The organism is Croceibacterium aestuarii, assembly GCF_030657335.1.
GTDB classification, from domain to species: domain Bacteria; phylum Pseudomonadota; class Alphaproteobacteria; order Sphingomonadales; family Sphingomonadaceae; genus Croceibacterium_B; species Croceibacterium_B aestuarii.
The window spans coordinates 3,178,956-3,190,409 of the sequence record NZ_CP131039.1; the positions used below are offsets into that span (position 1 = coordinate 3,178,956).

Below are 11,454 nucleotides of genomic sequence, written 5' to 3' on the forward strand. Positions count from 1 at the left end.
ATCACGCTTTCGTTCCCAGGTGATGGTCGTCGCGGATGTCGGGCACCGGACCGGTCTGGGTCAGCAGGCTCTTGCGGCGGAGGAACCGGCGCAGGCTCTCCGGCCCGATGCGCGGGGCGCCGTAGCCCGACCAGCCGAAGCTGTCCGACCCGAAAGTGCGCAGCTTGGCGAAAGTCAGGAAGGTGTCCTGCAGGAAGATACCCCCGGCGTTGATGCGCCGGCCGATCGCCTTTGCTTCCTCTGCGGTTCCGGCGATGACGCTGGCGGTGAGGCCGAAATGGGTGTCGTTGGCGAGCCGGATCGCCTCCTCGGTGTCCTTGTAGGCCATAACGGGCAGGCACGGACCGAAGGTTTCGTCCTGCATGATCTCCATTTCGTGAGTCACGCCGGTCAGCACCGTAGGGCGCATGTAGAGCCCACCGCCCAGATCCTCGACCTCGCCCCCGGTCAGCACTTGCGCGCCCTTGGCCTTGGCGTCTTCGAGATGGCACACGACGATGGCGGCCTGCGGAGCAAAGGTGAACGGGCCGATGTGGCCCGCGCGCGGGTTCTCTACGTTGAGCCGCACCTCCCGCGCTTTCTCGACGAGCTTGGCGACGAAGGCGTCGTGGACGCTTTCATGTACATAGACCCGCTCGACCGAATAGCAGACTTGCCCGGTGGCATAGACTGCGCCGCGCAGCACGGCAGTCGCCGCGCGGTCGAGGTCGGCGGTTTCGGTGACGATGCACGGGTCCTTGCCGCCGAGTTCAAGGTTGCATGGGATCAGCCGTTCGGCGCAGGCGACCGCGACCTTGCGGCCGGTCGGCACCGATCCGGTGAAGCAGATCGTGTCGGCTTCGGCGATCACCGCCTGTCCGACCTGGCCGGGGCCGGCGACGTAGTCGAACACCGCGGCCAGTTCGGGGACCTCGGCGACCGTCTCGAACAGCGTCTCGATCACCCGCGGGGTGACCTCGCTTGGCTTGAGCAGCACCGCGCTGCCCGCGAAGAGCGCCGGGATCGCATCAAGCAGCGCCAGCATCAGCGGCGCATTCCACGGACTGATGACCCCGACCAGCGGGTAAGCGACGACCTGGCTTTCGACCTCGACGCTCGGCATCGAGCTGCTCATGCCCTGCCATTCGAGGTCGGCGAAGGCCTTCGGCGCATCCTCCAGCCAGCCGCCGATGTTGCCCATCGTGATAAAGCCCTGGATATAGCTGGTGTGGCAGCCGCCGGTGTCGACCGCGTCGGCCTCCCCGATGTCGGCGGCGCGGGCTTTCACCGCGCCAAGCCAGCGGGCCATCACCGCGCAACGCGCGCCGACGCCCATCGCTTCCCACGCCGGCTGGGCGGCGCGCAGGCGGGCGGCCTTCTCCGCGACCTCTTCGCGGCTCGCCACCGTGATGCTGTGATCCGCCTTTCCGGTGCGCGGGTTGCGCACTTCCAGCACTTGTGTGTCGGCCATCGTCTCTCCTTGTCTTGGGCAGAGTGACCGCCCCTCGCCATGCGTGCAAGGGCCGAGTTTGTCGTCCGAGCAAACAACCCCTGCGGTTACGGCCTGGCTCGGCTCACACCAGGTGCGGGCTGGCGCAAATAGCGCCGCGCAGCGGATACAGAAGCCCCGCAAGCGGTTGTTTTGGCAGGAGCGAGCCGACCGAGGCGCACTTCAAAAGGAGCACAACGATGAACGATCGCGAGAACAAGCAGCAGAGCCAGTCGCAGTCGAGCGGCGGCGAGCGGCCGGGTCCGGGCACGGGTGCCGGGAGCCGCCAGCACGAACAGCAGACCTTCGGCGGAACGATGGACACCGACGTCAACCCCGGCGACGGCCAGCCGCAGAGCCGCAGCCGGCAGGCGGAACAGGAAGAGCGCACCGCCAGCCAGATGGGGCAGGAGGGGCGCTATACCGAAACACAAGCGAGCATGGATTCGCCCGGGGACGCAACCGCTCAGCAGGCCGGAACCGCCGGCGAGCGCGGTGGGCAGATGGAGCAGAGCCGCAACGCGCAGCAGTCCCAGGCGGAACACGTGGGTGGAACCTACCACCCGGCGGGCGACCGCGGGCTCGAGTTCGAATCCGGGAACGGCAACGAAATTGGTTTGGACACCAGCCAGCCCGGCGAAACCGGCCGGCGCGATCGTCAACCCGAGCAAGAGGATTCAGAGCGCCGTCGCCAGGCCGAACAGCAGGACGGTGGCGGCCAGTCCGGCGACTGACCGGCTCTGCCGGTGCCGACTACCCAAGGGCCGCCAACGCGCGGCCCTTGTTTTCGCCGCCGTTCCTAGAACCCGTAGCGGAAACCGGCCCAAACCGTGCGCGGCGTGCCGAGATCCATCGATCCGCCCTGGTTGCGGGTGATGATTTTCGCATCGAACAGGTTCTCGGCCCGGGCGACGAAACTCAACGCGCCGAGCAGCGGAACCTCGGCGAAGGCGTCGAGCGTGGTTGCCGCCGGCAGGATGTCGGTCTGCTGGTCGTCTTCGAATTGCCGGCCGACATGCCGCAAGGTCAGCGCCACCTTCGTCCGAGCCGCCGGACTCCAGCTTGCCGTCGCGCTCGCCGCCCAACGCGGCGTCTGCGACGGACGATACCCGTCGAGCGCCGCGGCAAAGCCGCTGCCCCGCTGCTTCGCCTCGGTATAGGCGAGCGAGCCGTCGAAGCCGAACGCCCCAAACCGCAATGCGGCGTCGAGTTCCACGCCGGACGCGTCGATGGCATCTATGTTGCGGCGCTGGCGCAGGTTGGTGCCGATGGTGACGTTGGTGATCGCGTCCTTGAGCTTGTTGTCGAAGGCCGTCGCAGTCAGTTGCACGCCCGGCAATGGCCGCCAGTCGAAGCCGACGTCCCAGCCTTCGAGCTTCTCGGGCGTGAGATTCTCGTTGGCCATCGTCACCACGGGGAAGACAACAAAGGGGCGGTAGAGCTCGTTGAGCGTCGGCAGGCGCAGGCCGCTATAGGCTGCGCCGCGCAGCTTCAGATTCTCCGCCACCTGCAGCACCGCGCCGCCGCGCCAGGAGAATTCCCAGTCGGAGCGATTGGGATAGGTTGTCGATCCCGTCACCGTCCCCGCGTCGTCGGCGGTGCGGTAATAGCCGTCGCGGATGGTGTAACGGTCGGCACGCACGCCGCCGGTCAGCGTCACCCGGCCCAGGACCCAGTCGTCTTCGGCATAGAGGCCGAGGTCGGTGTTGACCCCGCCGGCGAAGCGCTGCTCGGTGCGGTTGCCGGTGAACGCGGAATAGGCATCCTCGAACAGGTCCCCGGCGCTGCGGCGGAAATCGCCGCCCAGGCGCAAGGTGTGCGCCTCCCCGACCGGGGGACGGATCTCGATCTTGCCGCCCTGCCCTTCGGCGGGCGTGTCCTTCTGATCGAGAACCGGCACGAAACGGGTCGAGGAAATCACCGTGTTGTAGAAGTTGCGCCACTGGGCATAGCCGATGACGTCGAACTGCCAGTCGCCGCGTCCGACGAGGCGCAGGCTGACGTCCTGCCCCTCGCTGCCGGTGGTCGCCCCGTCGAAGCGCAGCACGCGGTCGTCGTCCCATGCCGCGCCGCGCAGCTGCACGGTCAGGTCGCTGCCGAGCGACTGCACCACGCGGCCGGCAAGCGACCAGCTGTCGTATTTCGCCCGCACGCTGGCCGGGACGCGCTGGTCCTGCGGCGTCGTCCAGAAGCCCTTGCCCCGGTCCCAACGCCCGCCGAGTGTGGCGTAGCCGTTGCCCACCTCTGGCGCGACAGTGGCCGAAAGCTCGGTTTCCGAACGGTCGTTGATCAGGGCGGAAGCCTGAATAGGCGCGAGGTCGCCGGCATCGGCGCTGTCGAGTTCGATCGTCCCCGCCAGCGCGCCCGCGCCGAACGGCCCGGTGCCGCCCCCGCGGGTCACGCGGATGCTCTCGAGCCGGTTCGGATCGACCGCGTTGAACGGGATGTAGCCGAAGAACGGATCCGACAGCGGCACGCCGTCGAGCAGGACTTGCGCGCGGCTCGTGGCGTTGCCGCCGATGGCGCGCAGCGTGACCCCTTGGGCGCTGGGGTTCGACGAGCGGCTGTCCGAGCGGCGGAATTGCTGGAAACCGGCGACCTTCGACAGCGCGTCCTCGAGCCGGCCCGAACCGGTGGTAACGATTTCCTCGCGGTCGATTTCCTGAAAATCGTAGGCCGGCGTCGCGGGCGTTTCGGCCAGCCCCTTGCCGGTGACGACGATTTCCGGATCGGCCGCGTAGCCTGACCGGTCGGCGTCCTGCGCCAGGGCCGGCGCGGCTTGCAAGATCAGCGGCGTGGCAAGGAGAATTTGCAGCTTTCGAGACATCGATTCCCACTCTTTCGTTGACTTTGTCCGAACCGATAGCGGAGTACGCTTGCCGTGTCACCCCGGCTTTGGCATGCGGTACCTAACGGGAGGCTGACAGATGCAAAAAGGGTTTTGTCTGGCGGTACTGCTGGGGTTTGGCGCCCTGCCCCTGGCCAGCGCTGCTTTCGGAGAGGAAACGACGACAATGAATTCCAAGCCGCCCGCGGTCGCTCAGAACCACGACGCGCTGCTTGCCAGCCCCGATCCGAAGCTCGCCGCCAACAAGCGCCTGGTCTACGACATGTACCGCATCGTGCTGCAGGCCGGTCTGGCCGACCGCGCGGGCGAGTTCATCGCGCAAGACTACGTCCAGCATAACCCCAACGCCGGACAAGGCCTGGCCGGAGTGCAGGACTACATCCGCAAGACCCGTCCCGAGCGGCCGATCTCGGACAAGCTCGAGTTGCCGCTGATCCAGCTGATCGCCGAGGGCGACTACGTGATGACCAGCTTCGTTCGTCCGGAAAAGGACAAGGACGGACAGACATACTATTCGACCTGGTTCGACCTCTACCGCATCGAGGACGGCAAGATCGCCGAGCACTGGGACCCGATGCTCAAGAGCGACCCGCCGATCGATCCCAACGACAAGAAGCTCTGAAGCTAGCCGCCCGCCGCCAGCCGTTCGCGCAGTCGGCGCAGGTCTCGCTCGGGCACGGGATCGAGCGGCTTGGCCGACTTGCCCTCGCGCAAGCGTCTGCGATCCTTGTCCGAGGGCTCCGCCGCGCGCACCCGGACCGGGGCGACCCCCTTGCGCAGCACGCCCAGCTCCTTCGCCGCGCCGCGCGAGAGGTCGATGATGCGGCCGCGGCCCGAGAAAGGCCCCCGGTCGTTGACCCGCACGATGATCCGCCGCCCCGTGTCGAGGTCGGTCACCTCGACGTAGGTCGGCAACGGCAAGGTTGTGTGCGCGGCGCTGACCCAGTCGGGCTGGAAGCGCTCTCCGTTGGCGGTCCGGTTGCCGGATTCGGGGCCGTACCAGGTTGCGTAGCCGACGCGGTCGTAAGCGCTGTCCGCGCGCGGCGTGTAGGTGATCCCGCGCACCGTGTAGGGCGGCCCGATCCGCACCGGCACGTCGCTGACCGGGCGAAACTTGGCGCCTCCCCCGCACGCCGAGAGCGCCAGCAGCGCCGCCGCCAGACCCGAGCTGCGAAGCGTCTGCGAAATCTCCATGGCACGATTTTACGCCGACCTGCGACGCGCCGGAAGATTTGTCGCGGCGCTATGCCCGGAACTTTCGGGTAATTCTTGCGAATCGTTCTCAGGTCTGCTTGGAGTGCGTTCTCTATTGCGAGGGGTTCTCAAGTGGCGAGTGCGAATTCGACGAGCGTCAGGCTGCGCCGGGCATGGTTCCAGGTCCACAAGTGGATCGGTCTGGCCCTCGCGATCCTTATCATTCCGCTGTGCCTGACCGGCTCGGCGCTGGTGTGGGACGAGTGGGTGAACGATGCGCTCAATCCGCAGCGTTCGGCCGAAACCGCTCCGCGGCAGAGCGCCGCGTTCTACGCCGACGCCGCCAGAAAGGCGCTCGAACCGGGCGAAACCTTGCTCAGCCTCACCTGGCCCGAGGGCGAAGGCGCGGTCATGGCCACCGCCGCCCAGCCGGGGCCGCGGCGCGGCCGCCCGGTGCGCACGCAGATCTGGCTCGACCCGGCCGACGGGCACGTGCTCGACAAGGCAAGCAGCGGCGAAGGCGCGGTGCGGTTCATGCACATCCTCCACGGCTCGCTGATGATCCCGGGGGTGGGCCGCCAGATCGTCGGCTGGATCGGCGTGGCCATGCTGATCTCCGCGCTCTCCGGGCTCTGGCTGTGGTGGCCGTTCAAGGGCGGCTTGCGGCGCGGCCTGCGCTGGAAACGCATGCCGACGACAAGCGGCAACCTGCACCACCAGGGCGGGTTCTGGATCGCCATCCCTCTGGCGATCCTCTCGTTCACCGGGGCGTGGATCAGCTTTCCGGCCTTCTTCGGCGCGATGTCGGGCGATGCCGACGGCCCCCCGCGCGGCTTCCGCGGATTTGGCGCCGCTCCGGTCGAGCAGGTCCGCTTGAGCCCCGACGCAGCGATCGCCGCCGCGCGGCCGCTGGCCGAAGGTCCGCTGCTTTCGCTGTCATGGCCGACCCGGCCCGACGCGGCCTGGACGCTGCGCTACGAGGGGCTCGACGGGCCCGTCACGGTCGCGGACGCCACCGGCCAGGCAATGCCTCCGCCCCCGGCCGAGCCCGAAAGCACCGCCCGGCTGATGCGCCGCATCCACGACGGCAACGGAATGCCGGTCTGGTGGCAGGTGCTGATCTTCCTGGGCGGCCTCGTCCCCGTCGCCCTTGCCGTCACCGGCGTGATGATGTGGCTACGCGGACGCCGCGTCAAAGGCAGCGTGCGCGCCGCCTTTGTCGATCAGACCAGCGGCTGAGCTGAAACGGAAGTGTTTAGACCACCGGCTCGGCGTCGAGGAGAATCGTCTTGGTTTCGAGATAGGCCCACAGGCCTTCCTCCCCGCCCTCGCGGCCGATGCCCGACTGCTTGAAGCCGCCGAACGGCTGGCCGAATTCCATCCGCATGCCGTTCTGTCCGACCACGCCGGTGCGCACCTTGCGGGCGATGTCGTAGGCGGCCTGCGCGTCGGTGGTCATGACCGAGCCGTTGAGGCCGAAGTTGCTCTCGTTGGCGATGCGGATCGCGTCTTCCTCGTCTTCGGCCGGGATCAGGCACAGCACGGGCCCGAAGATCTCCTCCTGGGCGATGCGGCTGGTGTTGTCGACGTTGGCGAACAGGGTCGGCTCGATGTAGTAGCCCTTGTTCATGTGCGGCGGGCGCTGGCCGCCCGTGACGAGGTCGGCGCCCGATTTCCTGCCCTCTTCGATGTACATCTCGACGCGCTCGAGCTGGCGCTTCATCGCCAGCGGGCCGAGCTGGGTTTCGGGATCGGACGGGTCGCCGATCTTGACGCCCTTCATGACCTTGGCGATCGCCCCGGCGAGTTCGTCGTGGCGGTCCTTGGTGACGATCGCCCGGCTCAGCATCGCGCAGATCTGGCCGCTCATCATGGTGATGGTGTTGCCGAGGATATTGGCGGCATCCTCGATCGGGAAGTCGTCGCGCACGATGGCGGCGGACTTGCCGCCGAGCTCGAAGGTGGCGCGGGTCATCTTGGAGCCGCATACGCTGGCGATGTGCATGCCCGCCGCCGAGGAGCCCGTGAAGCTGACCTTGTCGATCGCGTCCGAGTGGATCAGGTGGTCCGAGGCCTCGCGGTCGGCAGGCACGAGGTTGACGACGCCCGGCGGAATGCCCGCTTCCTCGGACGCCTCGGCGATGATGTAGGCCTCGAGCGGGGTCTCGGGCGAAGGCTTCATGACGATCGTGCAACCGGCGATCAGCGCGTAAGCGACCTTGTTGAGCATGATGCCGAAGGGCGCATTCCACGGAGCGATGCCGACGACGACGCCGACCGGTTCGCGGGCGATGACCGCAGTGTCGACCATCTGGCCCTTGCGCGTCTCGGTCCAGGCGAAGCTTTCGCCCAGCGCGGCGATCCCGCGCATGCCCATGACCGAGCCCATCTGCATCATTTCCGAGCGCTGCTCGAGCCCCCCGATCTGTGCGCACCAGGCCGCGGCGATTTCGGGCACGCGGCGTTCGAGCACGTCGGCCATCTTCATCAGCATGGCGCCGCGTTCCGCGGGGGGCGTGGTCGGCCACGGCCCTTCGTCGAACGCCTTGCGCGCCGCGGCGACCGCGCGGTCCATGTCGGCATCGCCCGCGGCCGCCACGCGGGCGACGATTTCTTCGGTCACCGGGCTTTCGACCTCGATATGCTCGCCCGAGAGCGGGGCGACCCATTCGCCGCCGATGAACAGCTTGTCGGGGTTGCGGATCATTACGCCTTGGGGGATCATTGGCTCTCTCCAGTATCTGTCGCGGCCGCCCGGTGGATGGGGGATCGGGGACTCGCGGGGATTGCGTCAGTAACTACTCAAAATCGTCAGGCTCTGCGAGTCGAGCGGCTTGCCCGCCTTCTTCAGCGCCATCTCCCTGTCATGCAGCGGGCCCTGCAGGCTGATCAGGTAGGCGTGGATCGCCTTGACCTGCTCGGCACTGAGCCGGTCGTCCCAGCGCGGCATGCCGTTCGGCGCGAGCAGGCCCTTGAGCACGATGTTGTCGAACTGGTCGTGGATGCTCTCCGCCATCCGCCTCAGATCCGGCGCGCCCGAGCGCGGCTGGTTCGAATGGCACATCGCGCAATTGGCGGTGAACAGGCCCTGCCCCAGCGCCAGCGTGGCCGGCGTGACGCCGGGCGCCTGCGCAGGCGGGGAAGGCGCGGGTTCGATCGGGGGCAGCGGCGGCGGTACGGTCACCGGACCGCCACCGACCTTGAACACCAGGATGCGGTTGGCATTGCCGCGCTGGTAAGCGGCCGAATAGCCGGGGACGAAGCTCCAGCCGCCCCCGCCCCAGCCGGCCTGCACCGCGATATACTGCACGCCGTTCACCCGGTAGGTCATCGGCGCGGCCATGATCGAGGTGCCGGTGTCGACCTGCCACAGGGCCTTGCCGCTATCGGCGTCGCGGGCGAAGAACCGGCCGCCGACGGTGCCGTGAAACACCAGGCCGGAAGCGGTGGCGAGCGTGCCGAAGCGGTCCTGCCAGCCCGCCGCAGGAACCGCCCATTTGGTCTTGCCGGTCATCGGGTCGATGGCGCGCAGTTCGCTCGAAAAGGGCTTGTCCTTGACCCACTGCCACTGCTCGGTCTTCTCCATCGCTGCGCGCACCGGCGGCGGCAGTCCGGGCGCGGCCGCCTGCAGGTCGGGCGAGAAAATGATCGCCGCGCCCGCGTTCATGAACTTGGGATCGCGCTTCACCGGGCCGGCCGGCCCGGTGGTGAACATCAGGTTGCCCATGTCGAGCACGTGGACGAAGTAGCTCTGCCGCTTGGGATCGTAAGCCGCGGGGTACCAGTTGCGCGCGCCGGGCGTGGCCGGGAAGACGATCTTCGGCTCATGGCTATAGTCGGAGCCTTCGGGCGTCAGGTTCGGCCCCTTCTCGAGGTCCCACCCATCGGCCCAGCTCGTGCGCACCAGCGCATTGGCGGCGAGCGGCTTGCCGGTCTCGCGGTCGACCACGAACATGAAGCCGTTCTTCGGCGAATGTAGCAGCACCGGGCGATCCTCGCCGTTCACCGCGATCGTGGTCAGCACCATCGGCTGCACCGCGTCGTAGTCGGCCTGGTCCTTGGGCGTTTCCTGGAAGTACCACTTGAGCTCGCCGGTCTTCGCGTCGAGCGCGACCAGGCACTCGAGGTAGAGGTTGTCTCCGCCCGCGGGCGAGCGCGCCGACATCGGATAGGGCGTGCCGTTGCCGACCCCGAAGATGACCTGGTCGAACTGCGGATCGTAGACGATCGTGTCCCACGCGGTGCCGCCGCCGCCGATGTCCCACGCCGAATTCGGATCCCAGGTCTTGACCGCCGCCTCCAGCGCCTGGCTTTCCTGCGGCCCCTGCTTGGGATCGTGCGGCACGGTCCAGAAGCGCCACGCCTGCTTGCCGCTCGCCGCGTCGTAGGCGGTGATGTAGCCGCGCGTGTCGTCCTCCGCCCCGGCGTTGCCGATGACGACGAGGCTGCCGGCGATCCGCGGCGCGCCGGTGCTGGTGTAGGCGCGGGTATGGTCGGCAACGGTATCGACCTGCCAGGCGACAGCGCCGGTCTTGGCGTCGAGCGCGTAGAGCACGCCGTCGAGCGCGGCGACGTAGACCTTTCCGCCGTGTACGGCGACCCCGCGGTTGGCTTGGTCGCAGCAGGCATAGCGGTTGACCTGCCCGTCGACCTCGGGCGTGAAGGTCCACAGTTCCTTGCCCGTGGCAGCATCGAGCGCATAGACCCGGCCGAGATTGCCCGAGGTGTACATAACCCCGTCGATCACCACCGGCGTCGCTTCCTGCACGCGGGCAGTGCCGAGGTCGTATTCCCATGCCAGCCCGAGTTGGCCGACGTTGTCGGCGGAAATGTCGGTCAGGCGCGAGAAGTGGCTTTCGGCCCAGTCGCCGCCCGGGCTCGCCCAGTCGTCGCCCGCACCGTAGGTCGAGGTGTCGACCTTCGCGGCATCGCCGGCGCCGTAGGAGCACGCGGCGAGCGCCAGCGCGGCAAGGACGATCAGCCTTTTCATCGCGGCCACAGGTGCCGGTACTGCTCGAGTACGCTCTTCAGCGCGCGCGGCTTGCGGCCGGCAATACGCTCGACGTCGTCGGACTCGACGTCCATGAATCCCTCGCGGATCGACTGGCCGAAGGTCACCATGCCCTCGCTGGCCCAGGGGATCGGACCGTCGGGGACGACGTCCGAGGCCTTGCGCGCCACTCCCAGCGAATCGAAGTAGCGGAACATGCCCTCGTCATCGACCGGCTCGACTTCTATTGGCTTTCCAGCCATTTGCGAGATGAGCTTCATGGCATCCGGCAAGGTCCACATCTCCGGTCCGGTAACGTCGACGGAGGTGTTGGCGTGCCCGTCCTGCGTCAGCACGCCGACCGCGGTCGCGACGCAGTCGTCGCGGCTGACGATCGGCACGCGGCCGTCGCCGGCGTTCTCCGGCTTGTGCCCCGCCTGAAGCGCGGGAATCGCCATCGCCGTGGCGACGGCCTCCGCGTAGAGGCTGTTGCGCAAGTGCGTCCACGCGAGGCCCGACGCCTCGATCATCTTCTCTGTGGCGAGATGGTCGAAACCTTCGACCGAGGGATTGCCCGGCGTGCGTACGCCCAGCAGCGAGGTATAGGCGACATGCTTCACGCCGTTCGCCTTGGCCGCCTCGACCGCGGCGGTATGCTGTTCGACGCGGCTCCCCACCCGCACCGTGGAGATGAGCAACATGCGCTCGCCGCCTTCCATGGCCGGGATCAGCGAGGCCGGATCGTCGAAATCGGCCTGGCGGACATGCGCTCCGGCTTCGACGAACTCGGCCAGCTTGTCGGTGGTGCGGCTGAGCACGATGAGGTCCTCGGCCGGAATGCGCTCCAGCAGCATTTTCGCTGCCGCATGGCCGAACTGACCGGACGCGCCGGTAACGATGATCTTGCCCAAGAGGTCCTCTCCTTCTTGAGAGCAATCATAACGAGTGTTACGG

The 11,454-nt window shown here is 67.8% G+C and carries 9 protein-coding genes; 3 read left to right on the forward strand and 6 right to left on the reverse strand.

Going from position 1 to position 11,454, the window contains the following annotated elements; all coding sequences use genetic code 11:
- Position 1: 1 nt before the first annotated feature.
- Complete coding sequence (locus Q7I88_RS15705) at positions 2–1,450, reverse strand: aldehyde dehydrogenase family protein (RefSeq protein ID WP_305096845.1); 1,449 nt, start codon at positions 1,448–1,450, stop codon at positions 2–4.
- A 218-nt stretch (positions 1,451–1,668) separates the two neighbouring features.
- Here Q7I88_RS15705 and Q7I88_RS15710 point away from each other — a divergent pair, with 218 nt between their 5' ends.
- Complete coding sequence (locus Q7I88_RS15710; RefSeq protein WP_305096846.1) at positions 1,669–2,202, forward strand: hypothetical protein; 534 nt, start codon at positions 1,669–1,671, stop codon at positions 2,200–2,202.
- 65 nt (positions 2,203–2,267) lie between these two features.
- On the opposite strand, the gene Q7I88_RS15715 is transcribed toward Q7I88_RS15710, so the two are convergent.
- Positions 2,268–4,295 carry a TonB-dependent receptor gene (locus Q7I88_RS15715; RefSeq protein ID WP_305096847.1) on the reverse strand — a complete coding sequence of 676 codons (2,028 nt, stop codon included), beginning with the start codon at positions 4,293–4,295 and terminating at the stop codon, positions 2,268–2,270.
- A gap of 187 nt (positions 4,296–4,482) precedes the next feature.
- Here Q7I88_RS15715 and Q7I88_RS15720 point away from each other — a divergent pair, with 187 nt between their 5' ends.
- Positions 4,483–4,938, forward strand: coding sequence for a nuclear transport factor 2 family protein (locus Q7I88_RS15720; RefSeq protein WP_305096848.1), 456 nt, complete (start codon positions 4,483–4,485; stop codon positions 4,936–4,938).
- Between the two features lie 2 nt (positions 4,939–4,940).
- Here Q7I88_RS15720 and Q7I88_RS15725 read toward each other — a convergent pair whose 3' ends face one another.
- Entirely contained in the window at positions 4,941–5,510 is a 570-nt protein-coding gene (locus tag Q7I88_RS15725; RefSeq protein ID WP_305096849.1) for a septal ring lytic transglycosylase RlpA family protein, read from the reverse strand.
- 132 nt (positions 5,511–5,642) lie between these two features.
- Between Q7I88_RS15725 and Q7I88_RS15730 the strand changes: the two genes are divergently transcribed.
- Positions 5,643–6,749 (forward strand): PepSY-associated TM helix domain-containing protein, encoded by a 1,107-nt coding sequence (locus Q7I88_RS15730; protein ID WP_305096850.1) that lies wholly within the window; start codon positions 5,643–5,645, stop codon positions 6,747–6,749.
- Positions 6,750–6,765: 16 nt separating this feature from the next.
- Here Q7I88_RS15730 and Q7I88_RS15735 read toward each other — a convergent pair whose 3' ends face one another.
- The 3 genes from Q7I88_RS15735 to Q7I88_RS15745 form a co-directional block, all read right to left on the reverse strand.
- Positions 6,766–8,235: an aldehyde dehydrogenase gene (locus Q7I88_RS15735; protein WP_305096851.1), complete on the reverse strand. Its 1,470-nt coding sequence runs from the start codon at positions 8,233–8,235 to the stop codon at positions 6,766–6,768.
- A 66-nt stretch (positions 8,236–8,301) separates the two neighbouring features.
- Entirely contained in the window at positions 8,302–10,500 is a 2,199-nt protein-coding gene (locus tag Q7I88_RS15740) for a PQQ-dependent dehydrogenase, methanol/ethanol family (RefSeq protein ID WP_305096852.1), read from the reverse strand.
- Positions 10,497–11,411: an SDR family oxidoreductase gene (locus tag Q7I88_RS15745; RefSeq protein WP_305096853.1), complete on the reverse strand. Its 915-nt coding sequence runs from the start codon at positions 11,409–11,411 to the stop codon at positions 10,497–10,499. The genes Q7I88_RS15740 and Q7I88_RS15745 overlap by 4 nt, the downstream gene beginning before the upstream one ends.
- Between the last annotated feature and the right edge of the window lie 43 nt (positions 11,412–11,454).